The sequence below is a fragment of the Streptantibioticus silvisoli genome (assembly GCF_027947535.2).
GTDB lineage: Bacteria > Actinomycetota > Actinomycetes > Streptomycetales > Streptomycetaceae > Streptantibioticus_C > Streptantibioticus_C silvisoli.
The window spans coordinates 152,180-174,116 of the sequence record NZ_JAAGKO020000003.1 but is presented as its reverse complement, the minus strand read 5'-3'; the positions used below and the strand labels follow the sequence as shown (position 1 = coordinate 174,116).

Genomic DNA, 21,937 nt, shown 5'->3' with positions numbered 1-21,937 from the left:
CCAGCCGCCGGGCGGTCGGATGTCCGGCTTTCAACCGCCGGTGGAGCCACAACCCTTGACATGCCGTTGGTCTAGTCCAATTATGACTGGCGTCCCGCTTCCTCTCGCGTTCCGTCATCTGCCGGGAGCTTTCATGAGACGTCAAAGACCCCTCCGCGCGGCCGTGGCCGGCCTGGCGACCGCCACCGCCGCGCTCGGCCTGGTCGTGACCGGCGGCGGCGCCGCCCACGCCGCGCCGACCCCGCTGCCCGCCCACGTCTACGCCCCCTACTTCGAGGCGTACAACACCGCCCAGGGCCCGGCCGCCGCGGCCGCCGCCTCCGGCGCGAAGTACCTGACGATGGCCTTCGCCCAGACCGACGCCGCGGGCTCGTGCACCCCGTACTGGAACGGCGACACCAGCACCCCGTTCGCCTCGTCCGCCTTCGGCTCCGACATCTCCGCCATCCAGGCGGCCGGCGGCGACGTCATCCCCTCCTTCGGCGGCTACGCAGCCGACCACGCCGGCACCGACATCGCCGACAGCTGTACCGACGTCTCCTCCATCGCGGCCGCGTACGAAAAGGCCGTCACGACCTACAACATCACCCGCATCGACCTCGACACCGAGGACAACTCCCTCACCGACACCGCCGGCATCGACCGCCGCAACAAGGCGATCAAGCAGGTCGAGGACTGGGCCGCCGCCAACGGCCGCACCGTCCAGTTCTCCTACACCCTGCCGACCACCACCGGCGGCCTGGCCGCCAGCGGTCTCGCGGTGCTGCAGAACGCGGTCGCCAACGACGCGCGGATCGACGTCGTCAACATCATGACGTTCGACTACTACGACGGCGCCACCCACGAGATGGCGACCGACACCGAGAACGCCGCGACCGGCCTGTACAACCAGCTGGCCACCCTCTACCCGTCGAAGAGCGCCGCGCAGCTGTGGTCGACCATCGGCGTCACCGAGATGCCCGGCGTCGACGACTTCGGCCCCGCCGAGACGTTCACCACCGCCGACGGACCCACCGTGGAGAGCTGGGCCGCCGCCAAGGGCCTGGCCTCGCTGTCGATGTGGGCCCTCCAGCGCGACAACGGCGGCTGCCCCGGCTCCGCCGCCAGCGACTCCTGCTCCTCGATCGCCCAGTCCACCTGGCAGTTCAGCCAGGACTTCGAGCCGTTCACCAGCTCCTCCGGCGCCCCGGCGTCCAACGACTTCTCCCTGTCGGCCACCCCGGCGGCCGGCTCCGCCGCGCCCGGCGGCACCGCCACCACCACCGTCGCCACCCACGTCACCGCCGGGTCCGCCCAGTCGGTGAGCCTCAAGGCGTCCGGCGCGCCGTCCGGCGTGACGCTCGCGCTGAGCCCGGCCAGTGTGACGGCCGGCGCCAGTTCCACCCTCACCGCCAAGGTCGGTTCCACGGTCGCCGCCGGCAGCTACCCGGTCACCGTCACCGGCACCGCCGCCTCCGGCAGCCACACCGCCACCTACACCCTGACCGTCACCGGTTCCGGCGGCACCGGCGGCTCCGGCTCGCTGGTCAACGGCGGCTTCGAGACCGGCACCCTGAGCCCGTGGACCTGCCAGAGCGGCGGCGCGGTCGTCTCCTCCCCGGCGCACACCGGCAGCCACGCCCTCCAGGTGGTGCCGACCTCCTCGCAGACCGGTGAGTGCGACCAGGCGCTGACCTTGAAGGCCAACACCTCGTACACCCTCAGCGGCTGGGTCGAGGGCTCCTACGCCTACCTCGGCGTCAGCGGCGGCGCCACCGCCAGCTCCTGGACCTCCGCCACCGGCTGGACGAAGCTGTCGGTGCCCTTCACCACCGGCTCCACCGGCGCGGTCACCGTCTACGTCCACGGCTGGTACGCCCAGGGCGACGTGCACGCCGACGACCTCGCGGTGAGCTGACCCGCCGCACACCGCCGCACCACGAGAACGCTGTACCGCACCACCCGACGGGCCCGCCGGGAGCCGACCGCTCCCGGCGGGCCCGTCCCCCGTACGGCCCAGCCCAGAGCGGCACACCGCACCGGATACCGGCATATTCGAAGCTCCGCGGCCCCCGCGCCGCCGACCGCCGCCCCACCCCCGGAAAGCAGCGAACGCGATGCGCCCACCGACCCCCCGCCCGCCGCACCCGGTGCCGGCGTGAGTGCGGGCGGCCGGCGGCGCGCGTACCCCGGCTGGGCGCCGCGCCCGGTGCGGCCGCGGGGCCGGCGCCGCCCGCTGCGGGCCGCCGCCGCGCTGACCGCGGCGCTGGTGCTGGTCACCGCCGGCGCCGGCGCCTGGCTCTACGAGCACCTCGACGGCAACATCCGCGGCCTGCCGCTGTTCGGCGGGGCCAGCGGCGACGCCGGCCGGGAGCGGAGCGACGCCCTCGGCCGCACCCCGGTCAACGTGCTGGTCATCGGCTCGGACTCGCGCGCCGACCGGGCGGACTGCGTCATCGGCGGCGACTGCGGACCGGGCCGCAACGCCGACGTCGAGATGGTGCTGCACCTGTCGGCGGACCGCAGCAACGCCACCGTGATGAGCGTGCCGCGCGACACCGTCGCCGACCTGCCCGCCTGCCGCGACCCGCACGGCGGCGCCGCCCACCGCGCGTACCGCGGTCAGATCAACGCCAGCCTCGGCTACGGACCCGGCTGCACGGTCGCCGCCGTGCACGCGCTCACCGGCATCCCCATCGACCACTTCATGATGATCGGCTTCACCGGGGTCGTGCGGATGTCCGACGCGGTCGGCGGCGTCCCGGTCTGCGTGGACTCCGACGTCTACGACCCCTACTCCCACCTGCGGCTGGCCCGCGGCAGGCACACCTTGAAGGGGCTGTCGGCGCTGGAGTTCCTGCGCTCGCGGCACGCCTTCGGCGACGGCAGCGACCTGGGCCGCACCTACGCCCAGCACCTGTACCTGGCGGCGCTGCTGCGGCGGCTGAAGAACGCCGGCACCCTCGGCGACCCCGGCGCGCTCTACGGCCTGGCCGACGCCGCCACCCGGGCCCTGACCGTCGACAACGGCCTGGCGGGCGTGCCGCAGCTGCTGAAGCTGGCCAGGGCGGTCAACAAGGTGCCGGCCTCACGGGTCACGTTCACCACCATGCAGAACCGGCCGGACCCCGCCGATCCCGACCGGGTCCTGGTCGCGCCGGCCGCGCGGGCGCTGTTCAAGGCGATCATCGACGACCGGTCGCTGACCGCGCCGGGCGGCGGCCGGTCCGCCACCGGCCGCGCCCTGGACCGGGCGGCCGCCTCACCGGACGCCCTCAGCGCGCTGCGGGCCCGGATCGCGTGGCGCGAGTTGCGGCACCCGTGGTCCGTGCGGCCGGTCACCGGCGGCGCCGACGACAGCACGGCCGGCGCGGTCACCGGCGCGGGCAGCGCGATCCCCGGCGGCGGCGACGCCTCCGACTTCGACGCCCACCAGCGCACCGCCGGACAGCGCGGCGCCTGCGCCCAGGTCAGCCGGTACCCCACCGTCGAGGTCGCGGGCGTGCCCATGACCCCGGCGCGGGCCTTCGCCGCCACCCGCCACATCCCGCTGTCGGCCCGCTGAGCCCACCCCGGCCCCACCCCGGCCCCGGCGGCGCGACCGCCGGCCCGGTCGGCGTCAGGCGTCGTGGGCGGCGCCCAGGGCCGCCACGGTGGCGGCGGCCAGCCGGTCGAGTTCGGCGCGGCCGATGGGGGAGCGGAAGACCGCCAGCCGCCAGTAGACCGGCCCGGCCAGCAGGTCCACCGCGATGGCGACGTCGGTGCCCTCGGTCAGTTCGCCGCGCCCGATGGCGGAGGCGACCACCGCGCGGGCGATGCCGTCCTGCGACTCGCGCAGCGCCTCCCGCAGCGCGTCGGCGATCTCCGGGCTGCGGGCCGCCTCGGCCAGCAGGTCCGGCACGATCTGCGAGGCCATCGGGTGCCGCAGCGCCCGCGAGGTGATCTCCAGCAGCATCCGCACGTCCCCGTACAGCGAACCGGTGTCCGGTGTCGGCAGGCCCGCGGAGGCGACCGCGGAGACCACGTCGAGGACCAGCGGCAGTTTCGAGCGCCAGCGCCGGTAGACCGCGGCCTTGCCCACCCCGGCCCGGCGGGCGATGCCCTCGATGGACATCCGCGCGTAGCCGACGGCGGCCAGTTCGGCGAAGACGGCGCCGCGGATGGCCGCGGTCACGTCGTCCCGGAGGACGGCTGCTCCCGCGGGCGCGCGGCGGGTTCGCGGGGCTGAGGTGCGGTCCATGCGAGGAGCCTAGCGCGACGTAGCAACGGAACGGTTGCGTTCCAACATGGAGAGGCTGACGACTTCATGACGAAGGGGTGTCGGGCGCCCCGGCGCGGTCCCTCCGGCGCCGCGGATTTTTCTGGCCCGCCACGGCGCCGGGCGGTGGCCACGACACCGGCGCCGGCGCTCGCCACGGCTACGGCACCGATGCTGACACGCTCGCCACGGCACCGGGCGCCGGCGCTCGCCACGACACCGGGCGCTCGCCACAGCACCGGCGCCGGCGCCGGCCACGGCACCGGTGTTCGCGCTCGCCGCGGCCACGGCACCGGTGTTCGCGCTCGCCGCGGCCACGACACCGGCGTCCGCGCTCGCCACGGCCACGACACCGGCCGCACGCTCGCCACGGCACCGGTGTTCGCGCTCGCCGCGCACGACACCGGCACCGTCGGCGACACCCCTACCGTCCGCGCTCCCGGCCACCGCCCGCCGCAGACGGGGACCCGGCAGGCGCGAACCGCCGGGGAAAGCCCCGCCGGGCGGTCCTGCGCGCCTTCGGGGACTTCACCGGCGGAAAGTGGCCTCTCCGCGCAGCTCACCCGCCGCGCGGGCGTTCCGCACGGCGTATCCGGGCGGTCCGGCGGCGCCATAATCTGAACGAGTCGGTGCGCCCGCATGGCGCGCCGGCCGGTTGGCCGGGCATGCTGCGGAAGTACACAACAGCCGCACGCGAACTGGGCGGAGGAGGTAGACGTGGGTACGGCCTTCGCGCTCCCGATCGTCGGCATGGCCTTCGCCGTGCTGGCGCCCCGGCTGCTGTGCCGCGCCCGCTGGCAGGACCGCGAACCCGTGGTCGCCCTGTGGGTGTGGCAGTGCGTGGTCGCCGCCGTCCTGCTGTGCTTCGGCCTGTCCCTGCTGGTCACCGCCGCCGCCCTGTGCCCGCCGCTGCGCGACGAACTGTTCTACGACGCGCCCCGCCGGGTGCAGCAGGCGTACGGGCTGGCCACCGGCGGCGACTGGCGCGGTGTCTTCGCCGCAGTGCTGTTCACCGGCACCGTCCACCTGGTGCTGCACCTGTTCCGTGAGGCGCACCTGGCCCGCATCAGCCGGCGGCGCCGTTACGACGAGATCCGGCAGGCCGCGCCCGCGCTGCCCGGCGAGACCCGGGAGCGGGCCGCGCTGCTCGGCCGCCGCGCCGAACACCTGCTGGTGATGGAGAACCCCCGGCCGCAGGCCTGGTCGCTGCCGCTGCCCACCCGCCCGCTGCAACTGGTCGTCTCCACCGGTGCGATGCGGCGGCTGAGCGCCGAACAGCTCGACGCGGTGCTGGCCATCGAACGCGCCCACGCCCGGGCCCGCCACCACCTGCTGGTCCAGTCGGCCGGCGCGCTCGCCACCGCCTTCCCGGCCGCCGCGCTGTTCACCGCCTACGCCGACAACTCCGCGCGCCTGGTGGAGCTGGCCGCCGACGACGCCGCCGCCCACCGGCACGGCAACCTGGCCACCGCCCTCGCGCTGCTCGACCTCAACGAGGCCCGGGTCGGCGCCGGCGCGGCCCGCCGGGGCGTCCCGCTGCCCTGGACGCCCGGCACCCCGCCACCGCCGCCGGCCGAGCGGATCGCCGCCCGCGTCGACCGGTTGCTCACCGGCCCGCCCCGGCTGCGCCCGGTCCAGCGGCTGCACCTGACCGCCGCCGGACTGCTGATCATCTCGGTGCCGGTCCTGGTGGTCCTCGCCCCCGGCCTCGGCGCCCTGCTCGGCCGCATCTGACCCCGGTCGCCGACCGCCCCGGCACGGTCGCCGGCGGCGGGCATGGTGCTCGAACGGCCAGGTCGCTGTGGTACGTGTAGGGCCAACACGTATCGCGCGCACGGTGCGATGCGGCGATCGAAGGGGAGCGGCGGATGAGCGACACGATGACGGCCGGCACGGTCACCATCACCAGCGGCGACGGCACCGAGATCGAGGCCTACCTGGCCCACCCGGTGGACGGCGGCCCGCGCGGCGGCATCGTGGTGATCCACCACATGCCCGGCTACGACGCCTGGACCAAGGAGGTCGTCCGCCGGTTCGCCGCCGACGGTTACGCGGCGCTGTGCCCCAACCTGTACCACCGTCAGGCGCCCGGTGCCGCGCCGGACGACGCGGCCGCCGCGGTCCGCGCCACCGGTGGTGTCGCCGACGACCAGGTCGTCGCGGACGTCAAGGGCGCCATGGATCACCTCAAGGCGCTGGACGGCGCCAACGGCAGGATCGGTGTCATCGGCCACTGCTCCGGCGGCCGGCAGAGCTTCCTGGCCGCCTGCTCGCTGGACCTGGACGCCGCGGTGGACTGCTACGGCGCGTTCGTGGTCAACGACCCGCCGGCCGAGCGCACCAACATGAAGCCGCTGCTGGGCCTGGCCCCCCAGCTGTCCGCGCCGCTGCTGGGCCTGTTCGGCGCCGACGACAACTTCCCCGGCCCGCAGGAGACCGCCAAGCTCGCCGCCGAGCTGGAACGGCTGGGCAAGGACCACGAGTTCCACACCTACGACGGGGCCGGCCACGCCTTCTTCGACACCGGCCGCCCCAACTACCGCCCCGAGGCGGCCACCGACGGTTACGAGAAGATCGCCGGTTTCTTCGGCCGCCACCTCTCCGCCTGACGCCCTTACCGGAGATCCGACATGTGCACGTACCTCACCGAGAAGATCGAGATCGACGCCAGCGGCAAGACCCCGCAGGGCTGGACGCACCTGACGCAGGCCACCGTCTATGTCGACCACCCGGTGCACCACCCGCAGGAGCACACCGTCAACATCGACTTCATCAACCCCGACCGCGGCCCGGCCGCGCGGGTGGCGCTGGAGATGACCCAGGAGGCCGCCGAGGCCCTGGTCGCCGCCATCCAGCAGGCGCTCGCCGCGGCCCCGGCGGGCCTGGCCTCCGCGGCTGCCGCGGCCTCAGCGGCGGCCTGAAGACGTTTGTGCGGGCCCAGTCGATAGTGGGGGGAACGGCTGGGCCCGCGCGATGGTGGCGGGGGAGGGGGCCGCACACCTGACATCGCGTGTGCCCGGACCCTCCCGGGCCAAACAAAAAAGATCCCGGCCACCTTCGCGGTGGCCGGGATCGTCGTGCCGGACGGTCGGGCGGACCGGTCAGGGACCGCTGGTCAGGTTCTGCGCGCCGGACGAGCCGGTGGCCGCGCCGCCGCTGCTGTTGATGATGTGGGTGATGCTGCCGTCACCGCCGAGGGAGAAGGTCATCATGTCGTGGAACTTCACCCCCGAGACGGCCGGCACCTCGATGGCGCGGTCCGCCACCATCGACGGGTCGACGTTGAAGAAGCAGTAGACGCCGAGCCCCCACGCCTCGTGGCTGGTGACCGAGGCGCCCACCTTGTACGAGGCGTAGCCGTTGGAACCGCTGCGCCAGGCGGACTGGCTCGGCGGGTCGTAGGGCATCTCGGACTGGTAGAAGTACGTCCGCCCGCCGTTGCCGTTCCAGGTCGTCTGGTACTGCTGGTAGTGCTCGACGGCCAGGCCGTACATCGTGACGTTGGCACCGTTGACCACCAGGCCGTTGGCCGCGGTGTTGCTCGTCCAGCCGACACCGGTGCCGTGGTCGGCCCGCCACAGCCACAGGTCGTCGCCGATGACGTTGGCGCTGTTGACCACCACCGACTGGGTGGCCTTGCCGACCGCGGCGCCGCCGATCCGCACGAAGAAGTCCGACAGCGTCGTGGGGTCGGAGGCGTGGCCGGCGGAGGAGCCGGCCGGGCCGATCTGCACCAGGGTGGCGGAGTTGGTGGTGCCGGCGTCGATGAGCAGGCCGGCCAGGTCGATGCCGTCGACGTCGGCGGTGGAGATGGCGGTGACGCCGTTGTCCGCCTCCAGCGTGGCCAGGCCCAGGCCCAGCACGACGGTGTCGGGGCGGGTGACGTTCAGCGTCTGGGTCAGGTGGTAGACGCCCGGGGTGAACAGCAGGTTCTTGCCGGCCGCCAGCGCCGCGTTGAGGTCGGCGGCGGTGTTGGACGGCTGGGCGATGAAGAAGTCGGAGATGGGCAGCGAGGTGCCCGCCGCACTGCCGCCGGTCCAGCTGGCCCCCTGCGAGTTGGTGCGCGGCGCCGGTACGAAGACCTGGTAGTTCCCGGAGCCGTCCACGTACAGGAACGGCTTCTCGCGCGACGTCGGGGTCTGGGCGACCGAGGTGTCGGGCGGGCTGGGGAAGTTGTTGGACGGCGCGTTGGTGTCGCCGACGAAGACCATGTTCCAGTTGGAGCCGGTCCAGCCGCCCTGCATGGTGGTGTTGCGGGTCAGGAACTGCTGCTGGCTGCCGGAGTTGATCTGGCCGGAGATCCGCGAGTCGCCGATGAAGCCGCCCGAGGCCCACTCGGTGCTGGAGTTCTCGGTGTTGTCCCACAACTGGAGGTTGCCGTGCAGGTCCATCCGGCGGTACGGGTCGGCCTGCGAGACCGCCCACATGTCGGTGCCGGAGGTGGGGTTGACCGACATGTTCTCCGCGTCGCGCCAGAAGTTCTGGGTGGCGTTGCCGTCGTCCCACTTGGCGTCCACGTGCACGCCGCCGTTGATGGTCACGTCGTCCGGTGACAGCCCGAGCCCGGCGACCTCGGTGTAGTAGCCGACCGGCACGTCCACGTTGTAGGTGCCCGGCTTGAACAGCATCGCGTAGCGCTGCTGGCCGAACTGGTTGGTCTCCTGCTGGGAGTAGACCGAGTTGATCCGGCTCTGGATGGTCGAGGCGGACTCCGACGGGTCGAAGACCGTCACGTTCGGCCCGAAGTCCGGGGTGCCGGGCGGCGGCGGGGGGTTGGAGCCGGCGCCGAGGGTGAACGACTGCGAGGCGGTGCCGTTGCAGTCGTACTGCTGCAACTGCACGCTGTCCGCGGTCGAGGCGCTCGGCACGTCCAGGCACTTGCCGCTGTCGCGGTTGACGAAGTGGTACGAGCCGCCGGACTCCGCGACCGGCAGCCACTGCTGGTTCTGCCCGCCGCCGTAGGTCCACGTCTGGATCAGCGCGCCGTCGGCGGTGGAGACGTCGGTGACGTCCCACGCCTCCGCGGTGTTGCTGAAGTTGTCGACCTGGTAGTAGCCGCCGGACGTGGGCTGGAGCTCCCACTGCTGCGCGCCGCTGCCGTTGCAGTCGTACTGCTGCACCGCGGTGCCGTCCGCGGTGCCGGCCGCGCGGGCGTCCACGCACTTGCCGCTGCCGACGTTGACCACCGTGGTGAAGCCGGTCGGCAGGCTCGCCGCGTGCGCGGCGGGCGCGGTCGCCATCGCCAGGCAGAACGCGCCGACCAGCGACAGCGCGGCGGCGGCCGCGGTGGTCTTCGCGGGTCTGCGCGCTTCGCGACGACCGGAGAGAACGGGAACCACAGCGCCTCCCTCAACCCGCCGCTACGGCGGGGCTCCTGAGTGGCGTGGCATTTCATCACGCCTTATTTTATGGCGTGATTTAACAAGCGTGATGAGGGGCCGTCAATAGTCCGGACCAACTCCGGAACCGGGTCCGGCGCCCGCCCCGCAGGGCCGCGAGACGCCTGTTAGGTTCCGGTTCATGAGCGTCCACGTCGAGCGCCGCGGTCCGGTCACCACCGTCGTGCTCTCCCGCCCGCAGTGCCGCAACGCCGTCGACGGGCCGACGGCCGCCGCCCTCGCCGACGCCTTCCGCGCCTTCGACGCCGACCCGGACGCCGCCGCCGCGGTGCTGTGGGGCGCCGGCGGCACCTTCTGCGCCGGTGCCGACCTCAAGGCCATCGGCACCGAACGCGGCAACCGCGTCGCGCCCGGCGGCGACGGGCCGATGGGCCCCACGCGGATGCGGCTGACGAAGCCGGTGATCGCCGCGGTCAGCGGGCACGCGGTGGCCGGCGGCCTCGAACTGGCCCTGTGGTGCGACCTGCGCGTCGTCGAGGAGGACGCGGTGTTCGGCGTCTTCTGCCGCCGCTGGGGCGTGCCGCTGATCGACGGCGGCACGGTGCGGCTGCCCCGGCTGATCGGCGAGGGACGTGCGGCCGACCTCATCCTCACCGGCCGCCCGGTCGGCGCCGCCGAGGCCCACGCCATCGGACTCGCCGACCGCGTCGTGGCGCCCGGCACCGCCCGCGCCGCCGCCGAGGCCCTCGCCGCCGAGCTCGCCGCCTTCCCCCAGCCCTGCCTGCGCTCCGACCTCGCCTCCCTGCACGCCCAGCACGGCCTGCCCCTGGAGACCGCACTGGCCGACGAACTCGCCCACGGGCAACGGGTGCTGGCCACCGCGTCCGAAGGCGCCGCCCGCTTCACCGCGGGCGAGGGCCGGCACGGCCGATTCGCTCCGGCGGGGGAGCACCGGGACGAAGGGGAGCACCCGCAGACGCAGTCCGCCGGGGACGACGGGCGGTAACGTCCGCCGCCGCGGCCGGCCCCGGCACTCCGTCCGCCGCGGGCAGGCGCCGTCAGTGTCCGCCGAGCCCTGGGTCGTGGCCGCCGTCGGTCTTCAGCGCGTCGCAGGCGCCGCCGAGGGAGTCCGGGGCCGCCTTCACCCCCAGCAGGCTCAGGTCGGACAGCGGCAGCGCGCACCCGGTGGCGTCCCCGCCCGCGGCGGCCACCGCCGTACCGCCCCCCGCCGCGAGGCACCCCGCCGCCAGCACCGCCACCGCCACCGCCGTCCGCATCCGCCTACGTCCCATGACCGCCGTCCTTCCACCGCGCCGGTGCCGTTCACCGGACCCACCCGGTCAACGCCGACCCACCGGCACCGGTCACGTCCTGCCGGGGGACAAAGCCGGCGGGAGGGAAATCGGTGTCCTCGCCGGCGCGGTACCGCGATCATGGGCTCAAGACCCACTCCCGGCCCGTGAGGAAGCGCCCGCCATGCCCGTGCCCGCCGACCTGACGGTGCTTCACCCGATGCCCGGCCAGCCGCGTGTGGTGCTCCTCAAGCCGCTGGTGACCTCCCCGCTGATCGAGGTGGGGGAGTACTCCTACTACGACGACCCGGACGACCCGACCGCGTTCGAGACCCGCAACGTTCTCCACCACTACGGCCCGGAGAGGCTGGTCATCGGCCGGTTCTGCGCGCTGGGCACCGGCGTGCGCTTCCTCATGAACGGCGCCAACCACCGCATGGACGGCCCGTCGACCTTCCCCTTCCCGACCATGGGCGGCTCGTGGGCGGAGCACCTCGACCTGCTCACCGGCCTGCCGAACCGCGGCGACACCGTCGTGGGCAGCGACGTCTGGTTCGGCCACGGCGCGACGGTCATGCCCGGGGTGCGGATCGGGCACGGCGCGATCATCGGCGCCGGTGCCGTGGTCGCCGCGGACGTGCCCGACTACGCGATCGTCGCCGGCAACCCGGCCCGCCGGGTGCGTTCGCGCTTCAGCGACGAGGACGTGGCCCGGCTGCTCGCGGTGGCCTGGTGGGACTGGCCCGCCGAGCACATCACCGCACACGTGCGGACGATCATGTCCGGCACCGTAGCCGACCTGGAGGCCGCCGCTCCGGACGCCCGCGGTACCTGACGCTGGTCGGCGGCGGGCCAGGCGCGGACCCGGCGTGGACCCGGTGCGACCCCGGCGGCTGGCCAGGCCGAACCGGCGGCGGACCCGGCGCGGACCCGTGCGGATCCGGAGCAGATCCGGCCGACCCCGGTGCGTACCCGGCCGATCCCGGAGTGGCCCCGGTGCGGACCCGCCCGACCCCGTGCGACCCCGGCGTAGAACGGCCGGCCCCCGGCGCAGATCCGGCCGACCCCGGTGCGTACCCGGCCGACCCCGGTGCGTACCCGGCCGATCCCGGAGTGGCCCCGGTGCGGACCCGCCCGACCCCGTGCGACCCCGGCGTAGAACGGCCAGCCCCCGGCGCGGACCCGGCCCGGCGGACCGGCGCCGGCCCGGGCACGGGAAGGGTTTCGCGCCCTCCGGATGCCGCCGGAGGCGATCGTGGGTCCAATGGGGGTACGCCCGGTCGGTTGCCCACGGCGAGGAGGTCGGCCATGACAGCTGGTACCCGCTTGCTGCGGGCGATACCACCCGAGTTCCGCGAACGCATGCTGACGCTGGCCCGTGAGGTCTCCTTCCCGCAGGACGCGCGGGTGTTCGAGGAACGCGGCAACGCCGACCGGTTCTGGGTCATCCGGTCCGGCGCGGTCACGCTGGACCTGCGGCTGTCGGAGTCGCGCAGTGTGACGGTGGAGACCCTGGGCCCGGGCGACCTGCTGGGCTGGTCGTGGATGTTCCCGCCGTACGAGTGGGACTTCGGCGCGGAGGCACTGAGCCCGGTGCGCGCCTACGAGTTCGACGGCGCCGAGATCCGCGAGGAGTGCGACCACGATCCGCGGCTGGGATACGCCCTGATCCGGGCGGTCGCCGAGGTGCTGGCCCAGCGGCTGCACGCCGCCCGGTCCCGGCTCATCGACTCGTGACCGCCGGCCGCGGCCCGCTGGACGCCCTGCCCGCCGAGCAGCGCTCCCGGCTGTCGCCCGGCCGGCCGCTGCGGCTGACGCGGCCGATGCTGGCGGTGCGCAGCGACCGGAGCGACTTCGACGACCGGTGGCTGTTCGAACGGAAACTGGACGGGGTCCGGGTGCTGGCCGCCCGTTCCGGCACCGGCGCCGAGCTGGTCTCGCGGACCGGGCAGCCGCTGTCCGCCACCTACCCGGAGATCGCCGCCGCGCTGGCCCCCCAGCGCCACGACGACCTCGTGCTGGACGGCGAGGTCGTCGCGCTGGACCGCGGGCGCACCAGTTTCAGCCTGCTCCAGCGCCGGATGGGCCTGACCGACGCGCGGGCGGCGGCGGCCAGCGGCGTGACCGTCACGTACTACGTCTTCGACCTGCTGCGGCTCGACGGCCACGACCTGACCCGGCTGCCGCTGCGGACCCGCAAGGCGCTGCTGCGCCGGGAACTGGTCCTCGCCGCGCCGCTGCGCCTCACCCCGCACCGCAACGCCTGGGACCCCGCGATGCTCCAGGACGCCTGCCGGCGGGGCTGGGAGGGCCTGATCGCCAAACGGGCCGACGGCCGGTACGCGGAAGGCCGGTCCGCGGACTGGCTGAAGCTGAAGTGCTCGGCCGGGCAGGAACTCGTCATCGGCGGCTGGACCGCGCCGTCCGGCGCGCGCACCGGTTTCGGCGCCCTGCTGCTGGGCCACCACGACGAACCCGGCGGCGCGCTGCGGTACGCCGGCAAGGTCGGCACCGGGTTCGACCAGGCCGCCCTGCGCCGGATCGCCGCCCTGCTGAGCGGGCTCGCCCGGCCGGCCAGCCCGTTCGCCGACCCGGTGCGCGAGTCGGCCGCCCACTGGGTGGAGCCGCGGCTGGTGGCCCAGATCGCGTTCACCGAGTGGACCCGCGACGGGAAGCTGCGCCACCCGCGCTTCCTGGGCCTGCGCGACGACAAACCCGCCGGCCAGGTCGTCCGCGAACGCCCGCAGGGCTAGCCGGCCCCGCGCGCACGCCCGGACAAGGCCCCGGCCAGGGCCGGCCGGCCCGCCGCGTACGCCCGCGCGCACCCCGGTGGGGCCGGGCGGCGGGGCGAACGCGTCACGACGCCTTGCGCGCGGAGGTCTTCTTCGCCGCCGCCTTCTTCTTGCCGGCCGCCGCGGTCTTCTTCGCCGCCGCGCCCTTGCCGGCGGAGCCGCCGGACGACGTCTTGGCGGCGGTCTTCTTCGCGGCGGTCTTCTTGCCGGCCGCGGTCTTCTTCGCCGCCCGCCCGCCGCCCGCCGGGCCCGCGGCGGACCCGTCCTGGTCGCCGGCCCCGCCGCCGGAGGCCCGGCCGCTGCTGGCGTCCAGGCTGGCCTGGAGGGCGGACGTGAGGTCGATGACGTTGTCCGGGGCGCCGGCCGCCTCGGGGGCGGGGGCCGGCTTGCCCTCCAGCCGGGCGCTGACCAGCCGTTCCAGCGCGCTCTGGTATTCGTCGTGGAGCGCGTCGAGGTCGAAGTCCTCCGACAGCGTCGCCATCAGGCTCGCGGCCATCTTGCGTTCCTGCGGCCGGATCGTCACGTTCTGAGCCGGGCCGAGGTCGGTGGCGGGACGCACCTCGTCCGGCCAGTACATGGTGTGCAGCGTCAGCACGCCCTCGTGCACCCGCAGCAGCGCCAGGGACTCGCGGGTGGACAGGGTGATCTTGGTGATGGCCGCCTTGCCGCCCTCCACCATGGCGTCGCGCAGCAGCGCGTAGGGCTTGTCGGCGGTGGCCGAGCCGGTGTCGAGGTAGTACGTCGACGACAGCATCACCGGGTCGATGTCGTCGGCGTCGACGAAGGCCAGCACGTCGATGATCTTCTTGCTGGGCAGCGGCAGGTCGGCGAGGTCGTCGTCGGTGAGCACCGCCTGGCGGCCCTGGCCGTCCTCGTACCCCTTGGCGAGGTCGGCGTAGGCGACCTCCTCGCCGCAGACCTCGCACACCCGCTTCTGCCGCACCCGGCCGCCGTCCTCGGCGTGCACCTGGTGCAGCGGCAGCCGGTGCTCCTGGGTCGCCTTGAACAGCGAAACCGGAATGGAGACCAGGCCGAAGGTGATGGCCCCTTTCCAGATGCTGCGCATGCGCGTGTCCCTCCGTCGCGGAGCCTTAAGCGTAAGCCGTCACCGCTGGCTTTGACCGGCCCCGATCGCCCGTCCGGGGCACCGGTGCGACCGGCTCGCGGCGGTCGCGCCCGCCCGGTCGGCCGGGGGCGTCCGGCAGCGAAGCGGAACCGGCTGCGGCACCGGCCCGGGCGGGCGCGGCGGTGAGCGGCGCGCCCGCGCGGAACGCGCCCGGCTCACGCCGTACCGGCCCGGGGCACCGGTTCACTCCGCGATGCCCCGGGTCAGCAGCACCACCGTGACGAAGGTGCGGAACAGCCGCAACGGGTTCTCGCCGGCCATCGCCACGCTCACCGTCCCGGTCCGCTCCACCCCGGTGATCCAGGTCGCCATCTCGGCCAGGTCCGCGTTGCGGAACGTCACCTCCAGCGTGGCGGGCAGCGTGATCGCCGGCGGACCGGCCTGCGGCAGCGACTCGATCGCCGCCCGCGCGGCGGTGCGGATCAGCTCCCGGGCCTGGAGCGGGTGCATGCTGTCGGCCGCGAACCGCGACACCGACGTCTTCACCACCGCCCGGTGGACGCCGGGACAGAACGGCTCGACCTCGCGGGCCGTCGTGTCGTCCCCGGTGATCAGCACCACCGGCACGCCGTACCCCAGCGCCGCCAGCGCGTTGATCCCCGACTCGCCGGCCGGTACCCCGTTGAGCAGCACCTCGCTGATCGCCAGCGGGTTGTAGGTGTGCGACAGCACCGAGGAGCCGCCGGACATCGAGCCGTGGTACGACACGAAGAACACCGCGTCGAACGTCGCGTCCAGGCCCTGCATCATGTACATCGGTTTGTGCCGGCCCGACAGGTACCGCGCGTGGCCCGACAGCCGCTCGGGGCGCAGGTTGGCCATCGCGCCGTGGCTGTCGTTGACCAGGAACTCCTCCGCCCCGGCCGCCGCCGCGCCCTCGATGGCCGCGTTGACCTCCTCCTGGAGCAGCTCCCGGTAGTGGGCGTACTCCGGCTGCCCGGCCCGGCACTGCTCCCAGGCCACCACCCCCGCGGTGCCCTCCATGTCGCTGGAGACGAAGACCTTCACGCCACCCTCCTCGCACACGTCCGCGGCTGCGTACAGCCGGCCGTCATCACCTGGTAGACCGAACCCCGCTGCCCCGACGCGCCGCCGTGCCGCCCGTCCGGGGCCAGCGCCAGCGCCCGCAGCTCGGCGCGGAAGTCGTCCGGCAGGCCGGCCGCCTCGCGCAGCGCGGCGGCGCACGCCCCGGCCGGGTCCGCGCCGCCGGCCATCAGGTCGACCACGGTACGGGCCGTGCCGCCGCGCATGGCCAGCTCACCGCGCCCGGTGCAGGCCGCGCCGCCGGCCCGCAGGTCGCACCAGTTGCCGGCGCCCGGCACCGCCGAGTCACCCACCCGGCCCGGGTACTTGTACGGGTAGCCGGAGGTGGACACCCCCACGCACATCTCGCCCGAGGCGTCCAGCGCGATGACGTTGATCGTGCCCCACGGGCCGTCGTGCGGCGGCAGCCGCCGGACCAGGTCCAGCGCCTGCTGCCGGTAGCGCCGGTCGCCGGAGGTCGCCGCGGTGTTCTCCCCCTCCACCGACTCCGCCGACGCGGCGGCCAGCCGCTCGCGCCACAGCCGCCGCGAGGTCTCCGTCAGCAGCTCCGCCGTGCCGAAGCCGCACTCCTTGGCGAACATCGCCGCGCCCTCGCCGACCAGCAGGCTGTGCTGCGGCAGCCGCTCCAGCACCGCGCGGGCCACCGAGACCGGATGCGGGTAGCCGCGCAGCGCCGCCACCGCGCCGAACCGCCGGTCGGAACCGGTCATCACCGACGCGTCCAGCTCCACCACGCCCTGCGCGTTCGGCAGCCCCGAGGTGCCGACGTAGTGGTCGTCGAGGTTGTCCTCGCAGGCCCGCAGCGCCACCTCCACCGCGTCCAGCGCCGAACCGCCGCGCCGCAGCGTCTCCATCCCGGCCGCCAGGCCCGCCTCGCTGCGCTCGCTGCCGATGATCACCGGCTCCGCCATGCCACGCCACCTTCCGCAGGTCCGTCCGCCGTCCGGCGCAGTCTGGCACCCGCCGCCGGTCCGCCACCAGTACGACCGCGCCCGCGGCGGCCGATCGCCGCACGTCAGCGGGCCGCCGCCGGCCCGGCGCCGCCGTCCCCGCCCGCCCGGTCCCGCGGGCCGACCGGCGGCAGGTACACCCGCACCGGCGTCCGGCTCCACCACGCACCGGTGGCCCGCAGCTCCGCCCAGGTGGTGAAGCGGTACCGGTACAGCACCGCCCGCACGTACACCGGCGGGGTGCGCGGGAACGGGTTCGAGCGCAGCAGCCGCAGCGTCGCCCGGTCGCCCTCCAGCAGCCGCCGGACGAAGACGGTGAACCACTCGCCCGGCGGGCCCGGCGACAGCGCGGCGAACCACATCATCCAGTCCAGCCGCAGGTGGTAGGGCGCCCACTGGCGCGGCAGCCGCCGCGGGTCGCCCGGCTTGCCGCGAAAGCCGTACTCGAGCCACCGGGTGCCCGCCGTCACCTCCCGCTCGCCGGTGCCCTCGACCACCACCTCGTACCGCACCCGGCCCACCGTGCCGAACGCGCCGTAGGAGTTGACAAGCCGCAGCGGGTCGAAGGAGACGTTCATCAGCTGGCGGCGCGACAGCATGTTGCGCACCGGGCCCGCGCTGCGCCACGCCACCAGCGCGGTCACCGCGATCACCAGCGCCTCGAACCAGCCCGGCGCCGGCGGGCGGGCCCCGGTGTCCGGCAGCGCCCCGGACAGCGGACCGGCCAGCGCCGTCGGCAGCGCCAGTACGATCGTCAGCCAGTTCAGCCACGCGAAGTTGCCCGACGCCACCAGCCACAGCTGCGTCACGACCACCACCGCGGCCGCCGTCCCCGCCACCGGCTGCGGGGTGAACAGCAGGACGGGGACGACCAGTTGGGCCACGTGGTTGGCGGCTGCCTCCACCCGGTGCACCGGGCCGGGCAGCCGGTGGAACAGCCAGCTCAGCGGTCCCGGCATCGGCTGCGTCTCGTGGTGGTAGGACAAGCAGGTCAGATCCCGCCAGCAGCGGTCGCCGCGCAGCTTGATCAGCCCGGCCCCGAACTCCACCCGGAACAGCAGCCAGCGCAGCAGCCACAGCGTCAGCACCGGCGGGCCGCACCGCGCGTTGCCCAGGAAGACCGCCAGGAAGCCGGTCTCCAGCAGCAGCGTCTCCCAGCCGAAGCCGTACCAGACCTGCCCGACGTTGACGACCGACAGGTACGCCGCCCACAGCAGCGCCCACATCACCGTCGCCGCCCACAGCGGCACCGCGTCCGCCGCGCCGCCGGCCACCGCCGCCGCCAGCACCGTCCCGCCCCACGCGACCGACGCGAACAGGCGGTCGGAATACCGCAGGTGAAACAGGCTCGGCGCGCGCCGGAACGGCACCCGGGCGGTGAAGCGCGGCACCGGCAGCATCCCGTGCCGCCCGATCAGCGCTCCGAACTGCGCGGCGCAGCAGGCGAACGCGACGGCGTACACGGCGGCCAGGCCCCGCTGGAAGACCAGCCGGCCCAGCTGCTGGCCGGGGACGGTGAACCACTCCACCGGTCATCTGTACCACTTCGCCCCGCCCCGGTGTGCGGTGCGCGCCCCCTGACGGCGAATCGGGCCGGCCGGTTCCGCCCGCGGCGCACAGGTTGGGGATGCCCCGGTCACAGCTTCCGGCCGGCCGGACGGCATGATGCCGTCCCATGACTGTCCATGACCGCTATGACGATCTGATCGCACGCCTGGCGGCCCGCGCCCACGAACGCTGCGCCCTCCTGCCCGACCCGGTCCCGCCCCGGGACCTGGCGGCGGCCGAGGAACGCCTCGGCTTCGCCCTGCACCCGCTGCTGGCCCGCCTGTACACCGAGATCGCCGACGGCGGCTTCGGCCCCGACGACCGGTTCTTCCCGCTGGACGGCCCGGCCGGCGACCCCGGCGCGCTGGTCGCCGGGTACGCCGCCCGGCGGTCCGCCGACCCCGGCGACCCCGGCTGGTTCTGGCCCGAGGGCGTGGTCCCGCTGCTGACCTGGGGCAGCGAGATGATCGCCGCGGTGGACTGCCGCAGCGCCGAGGGCACCGTCGTGCTGTTCGACCCCAACGAGGCCGACCACGACTGGGCCAACGCCTGGTTCAAGGACGCCGACGGCCTGGCCGGCTGGCTGGAGACCTCGCTCGCCGGGACGGGCTGGTACGCCGACCCGGACGCCGACGACTGGGGGGACCTCGATGCCGCCGTCGCCGACGACCAGTTGCAGTCGGTCGAACTCGACCGGTGGGGCGCGCAGGCCCGGGCCCGGGCCGGCACCCCGGCCGCCGTCTGACCGCCCGTCACCACCGGGTCCCGCCGGGGGCGGTCCGGCGCACCCCGCCGGGGCCGCTCCCGCGGTCCGTCAGCCCCGCACGCCCAGCAGGTGGTCCAGCGCCAGCTGGTCCAGCGCCTCCAGCGCCATGCCGCGTTCGGCGGCGGCCCGCGGGTCGAACGGCTCGGCCAGCAGCGCCTCCAGGGACTCGCCCGGCGCCAGCGTCGGCACCGCCAGCTGGTCCAGCCGGGCGGCCCGCAGCGCCTCGGCGACCCGCGGATCGCCGCGGAACGCCGCCGCGCGGTCGCGCAGGATCAGGTAGTTGCGCATGCAGCCGGCCGCCGACGCCCACACCCCGGCGTAGTCCTCGGTGCGCGGCGGCTTGAAGTCGAAGTGCCGCGGCCCGGCGTACCCGGCGCCCTCCAGCAGGTCCACCAGCCAGAACGCCTGCCGCAGGTCGCCGGCGCCGAACCGCAGGTCCTGGTCGTACTTGATGCCGGACTGGCCGTTGAGGTCGATGTGGAACAGCTTGCCCGCCCACAGCGCCTGCGCGACGGAGTGCGTGATGTTCAGCCCGGCCATCTGCTCGTGGCCCACCTCCGGGTTCACCCCGAACAGCTGCGGCCGCTCCAGCCGCTCGATGAACGCCAGCGCGTGGCCCACCGTCGGCAGCAGGATGTCGCCGCGCGGCTCGTTGGGCTTCGGCTCGATGGCGAACCGCAGGTCGTAGCCGCGTTCGGTGACGTAGCCGGCCAGGAAGTCGAACGCCTCCTTCAGCCGGTCCAGCGCCACCCGCACGTCCTTGGCCGCGCCGGACTCGGTGCCCTCCCGGCCGCCCCAGGCCACGTACACCGACGCGCCCAGTTCGGCGGCCAGGTCGATGTTGCGCAGCGTCTTGCGCAGCGCGAACCGCCGCACGTCGCGGTCGTTGGCGGTGAAGGCGCCGTCCTTGAAGACCGGGTGGGTGAACAGGTTGGTGGTCGCCATCGGGACCTTCATCCCGGTCTCCTCCAGCGCCCGGCGGAACCGCCGCAGCCGGTCGTCGCGGTCCGCCTGCGACGCGCCGAACGGCACCACGTCGTCATCGTGGAACGTCACGCCGTACGCGCCCAGGTCCGCCAGCCGCCGCACCGACTCGGCCGGTTCCAGCGCCGCGCGGGTCGGGTCGCCGAACGGGTCGCGCCCGGTCCAGCCGACGGTCCACAACCCGAAGGTGAAGCGGTCCTCGGGGGTGGGGGTGAAGGACTGCGGCATGGCGGGCTCCCGGGGTCGCGGCTCTATTCGTAAAGGCGGAAAACAAACTAGTATGACAGTAGGCCCAGGGGAAGCCCCCGAACCGACCCGCCCCCGCACCGCAGAGGAGACCGACATGGCCGCCGCACCCGTCGTCATCGGCGTCGACAGCTCGACGCAGGCCACCAAGGCGGTCGCCGTCGACGTGGAGACCGGCGAAGTGCTCGGCACCGGACGCGCCCCGCACACCGTCAGCGCCGGAGAGGGCCGCGAGAGCGACCCCCGCCAGTGGGGGCGGGCCTTCGACGACGCCGTCCGGGCCACCGGCCACGCCGACCGCGCCGCCGCCGTCTCGATCGGCGGCCAGCAGCACGGCCTGGTCGTACTGGACGCGGCCGGCGCCCCGCTGCGCCCGGCGCTGCTGTGGAACGACGTGCGGTCCGCGCCGCAGGCCGAGGCGCTCACCGCGCGGCTGGGCGCCCACAGCTGGGCCGGCCGGGCCGGGTCGGTGCCCACCGCCGCGTTCACCGTCGCCAAGTGGGCCTGGCTGCGCGACAACGAGCCGCACACCGCCGCCGCGACCGCCGCCGTGCGGCTGCCGCACGACTACCTCACCGGCCGGCTGACCGGCGCCGGCACCACCGACCGCGGCGACGCCTCCGGCACCGGCTGGTGGACGCCGGCCGGCTACGACAAGGACCTGCTCGGCCTGGTCGGCCTCGATCCGGCGCTGCTGCCCGAGGTGGTCCCGGCCGGCGCCGCGGCCGGCACCGTGCGGGCCGGCGCCGCGCTGCGCGAGGGCGTCCCGGTCGCGGCCGGCACCGGCGACAACATGGCCGCCGCCCTGGGCCTGGGCCTGCGGCCCGGGGTGCCGGTGCTGTCGCTGGGCACCTCCGGCACCGTCTACGCCGTCACCCGCGGCCGGCCCGCCGACCCCACCGGCACGGTGGCCGGCTTCGCCGACGCGGGCGAGGACTGGCTGCCGCTGGCCTGCACCCTCAACTGCACGCTGGCCGTCGACCGGATCGCCACCCTGCTCGGCCGCGAACGCGACGCGGTCGAGGCCGGCGGCACCGCGGTCGTCCTGCCGTTCCTCGACGGCGAACGCACCCCCAACCTGCCCAACGCCTCCGGGCTCTTCCACGGCCTGCGGCACGACACCACCCCCGGCCAGCTGCTCCAGGCCGCCTACGACGGCGCGGTGCACACCCTGCTGGTCGCCCTGGAGGACGTGCTGCGCCAGGGCGGCGAGAGCGCCGGCGCCGGTGACGAACTGCTGCTCATCGGCGGCGGTGCCCAGGGTGCCGCCTGGCAGGACACCGTCCGGCGGCTGTCCGGGCGCCCGGTGCGGGTGCCGCAGGGCAGGGAACTCGTCGCGCTCGGCGCCGCCGCCCAGGCCGCCGGGCTGGTCACCGGCGAGTCGCCCTACGACGTGGCCCGCCGCTGGGGCGCCGCCGACGGCCCGCTGCTGGAGGCGGTCCCGCGCGACACCGAGGCCGTCGAACGCATCGCCGGTACGCTGAGCCGCGCCGCCGAGCTGATGACCTACCGTCAGGCGTAGGGCACAGGTGGACGACCGAGCTGCGAGGAGCGCGACCGTGGAGCGGACCGACCCGGTGCCCGGTCACCCGCACCCCGCCGACCCGGTCCGG

19 protein-coding genes are annotated in these 21,937 nt (G+C 74.8%); 11 read left to right on the top strand and 8 right to left on the bottom strand.

Annotation, left to right across the window (positions count from 1 at the left end; genetic code table 11):
- The first annotated feature begins 133 nt into the window (after window positions 1-133).
- Both POF43_RS03575 and POF43_RS03570 read left to right on the top strand, forming a co-directional pair.
- The gene (locus tag POF43_RS03575) at window positions 134-1,897 is read left to right on the top strand and encodes a carbohydrate binding domain-containing protein (RefSeq protein WP_271316954.1); all 1,764 of its coding nucleotides are present in this window, start codon (window positions 134-136) and stop codon (window positions 1,895-1,897) included.
- A 240-nt stretch (window positions 1,898-2,137) separates the two neighbouring features.
- The gene (locus tag POF43_RS03570) at window positions 2,138-3,544 is read left to right on the top strand and encodes an LCP family protein (protein ID WP_282704394.1); all 1,407 of its coding nucleotides are present in this window, start codon (window positions 2,138-2,140) and stop codon (window positions 3,542-3,544) included.
- A gap of 54 nt (window positions 3,545-3,598) precedes the next feature.
- Here POF43_RS03570 and POF43_RS03565 read toward each other — a convergent pair whose 3' ends face one another.
- Window positions 3,599-4,219 (bottom strand): TetR/AcrR family transcriptional regulator, encoded by a 621-nt coding sequence (locus POF43_RS03565; RefSeq protein ID WP_271315882.1) that lies wholly within the window; start codon window positions 4,217-4,219, stop codon window positions 3,599-3,601.
- A gap of 735 nt (window positions 4,220-4,954) precedes the next feature.
- On the opposite strand from POF43_RS03565, the gene POF43_RS03560 reads away from it, so the two are divergent.
- The 3 genes from POF43_RS03560 (at window position 4,955) to POF43_RS03550 (ending at window position 7,158) form a co-directional block, all read left to right on the top strand.
- Window positions 4,955-5,971: a M48 family metalloprotease gene (locus POF43_RS03560; RefSeq protein WP_271324555.1), complete on the top strand. Its 1,017-nt coding sequence runs from the start codon at window positions 4,955-4,957 to the stop codon at window positions 5,969-5,971.
- Window positions 5,972-6,105: 134 nt separating this feature from the next.
- Window positions 6,106-6,846, top strand: a complete 741-nt coding sequence (locus POF43_RS03555) for a dienelactone hydrolase family protein (RefSeq protein WP_271324556.1) — start codon at window positions 6,106-6,108, stop codon at window positions 6,844-6,846.
- Between the two features lie 21 nt (window positions 6,847-6,867).
- On the top strand, window positions 6,868-7,158 hold the full coding sequence (locus tag POF43_RS03550; RefSeq protein WP_271315885.1) for a DUF6295 family protein: 291 nt from the start codon (window positions 6,868-6,870) through the stop codon (window positions 7,156-7,158).
- A 180-nt stretch (window positions 7,159-7,338) separates the two neighbouring features.
- Here POF43_RS03550 and POF43_RS03545 read toward each other — a convergent pair whose 3' ends face one another.
- Window positions 7,339-9,477 carry an RICIN domain-containing protein gene (locus POF43_RS03545; RefSeq protein ID WP_271324558.1) on the bottom strand — a complete coding sequence of 713 codons (2,139 nt, stop codon included), beginning with the start codon at window positions 9,475-9,477 and terminating at the stop codon, window positions 7,339-7,341.
- 280 nt (window positions 9,478-9,757) lie between these two features.
- On the opposite strand from POF43_RS03545, the gene POF43_RS03540 reads away from it, so the two are divergent.
- Window positions 9,758-10,582, top strand: coding sequence for a crotonase/enoyl-CoA hydratase family protein (locus tag POF43_RS03540; RefSeq protein ID WP_271324557.1), 825 nt, complete (start codon window positions 9,758-9,760; stop codon window positions 10,580-10,582).
- 52 nt (window positions 10,583-10,634) lie between these two features.
- On the opposite strand, the gene POF43_RS03535 is transcribed toward POF43_RS03540, so the two are convergent.
- Window positions 10,635-10,868, bottom strand: a complete 234-nt coding sequence (locus POF43_RS03535; protein WP_282699189.1) for a hypothetical protein — start codon at window positions 10,866-10,868, stop codon at window positions 10,635-10,637.
- Between the two features lie 184 nt (window positions 10,869-11,052).
- On the opposite strand from POF43_RS03535, the gene POF43_RS03530 reads away from it, so the two are divergent.
- The 3 genes from POF43_RS03530 to ligD all read left to right on the top strand — a co-directional run bounded on the left by POF43_RS03530 (window position 11,053) and on the right by ligD (window position 13,621).
- Entirely contained in the window at window positions 11,053-11,703 is a 651-nt protein-coding gene (locus POF43_RS03530) for a CatB-related O-acetyltransferase (protein WP_271322771.1), read from the top strand.
- 473 nt (window positions 11,704-12,176) lie between these two features.
- The gene (locus tag POF43_RS03525) at window positions 12,177-12,605 is read left to right on the top strand and encodes a Crp/Fnr family transcriptional regulator (protein WP_271314431.1); all 429 of its coding nucleotides are present in this window, start codon (window positions 12,177-12,179) and stop codon (window positions 12,603-12,605) included.
- A complete protein-coding gene (ligD, locus tag POF43_RS03520; protein ID WP_372515804.1) occupies window positions 12,602-13,621 on the top strand; it encodes a non-homologous end-joining DNA ligase in 1,020 nt (339 codons plus the stop codon). Before POF43_RS03525 ends, ligD begins: the two co-directional genes overlap by 4 nt.
- A 103-nt stretch (window positions 13,622-13,724) precedes the next feature.
- On the opposite strand, the gene ku is transcribed toward ligD, so the two are convergent.
- The 4 genes from ku to POF43_RS03500 form a co-directional block, all read right to left on the bottom strand.
- On the bottom strand, window positions 13,725-14,726 hold the full coding sequence (gene ku / locus POF43_RS03515; protein ID WP_271322770.1) for a non-homologous end joining protein Ku: 1,002 nt from the start codon (window positions 14,724-14,726) through the stop codon (window positions 13,725-13,727).
- A 243-nt stretch (window positions 14,727-14,969) separates the two neighbouring features.
- A complete protein-coding gene (locus POF43_RS03510) occupies window positions 14,970-15,794 on the bottom strand; it encodes a M55 family metallopeptidase (RefSeq protein WP_271322769.1) in 825 nt (274 codons plus the stop codon).
- The gene (locus POF43_RS03505) at window positions 15,791-16,741 is read right to left on the bottom strand and encodes an isoaspartyl peptidase/L-asparaginase (protein WP_271322768.1); all 951 of its coding nucleotides are present in this window, start codon (window positions 16,739-16,741) and stop codon (window positions 15,791-15,793) included. Before POF43_RS03505 ends, POF43_RS03510 begins: the two co-directional genes overlap by 4 nt.
- Window positions 16,742-16,845: 104 nt before the next feature.
- Window positions 16,846-18,309, bottom strand: coding sequence for a lipase maturation factor family protein (locus POF43_RS03500; protein WP_271322767.1), 1,464 nt, complete (start codon window positions 18,307-18,309; stop codon window positions 16,846-16,848).
- 146 nt (window positions 18,310-18,455) lie between these two features.
- On the opposite strand from POF43_RS03500, the gene POF43_RS03495 reads away from it, so the two are divergent.
- Window positions 18,456-19,073 carry an SMI1/KNR4 family protein gene (locus tag POF43_RS03495; RefSeq protein ID WP_271322766.1) on the top strand — a complete coding sequence of 206 codons (618 nt, stop codon included), beginning with the start codon at window positions 18,456-18,458 and terminating at the stop codon, window positions 19,071-19,073.
- A gap of 69 nt (window positions 19,074-19,142) precedes the next feature.
- On the opposite strand, the gene xylA is transcribed toward POF43_RS03495, so the two are convergent.
- Window positions 19,143-20,306: a xylose isomerase gene (gene xylA, locus POF43_RS03490; protein ID WP_271322765.1), complete on the bottom strand. Its 1,164-nt coding sequence runs from the start codon at window positions 20,304-20,306 to the stop codon at window positions 19,143-19,145.
- Window positions 20,307-20,421: 115 nt separating this feature from the next.
- On the opposite strand from xylA, the gene xylB reads away from it, so the two are divergent.
- Window positions 20,422-21,846 (top strand): xylulokinase, encoded by a 1,425-nt coding sequence (gene xylB / locus POF43_RS03485; protein ID WP_271314424.1) that lies wholly within the window; start codon window positions 20,422-20,424, stop codon window positions 21,844-21,846.
- The last annotated feature ends 91 nt before the right edge of the window (window positions 21,847-21,937 follow it).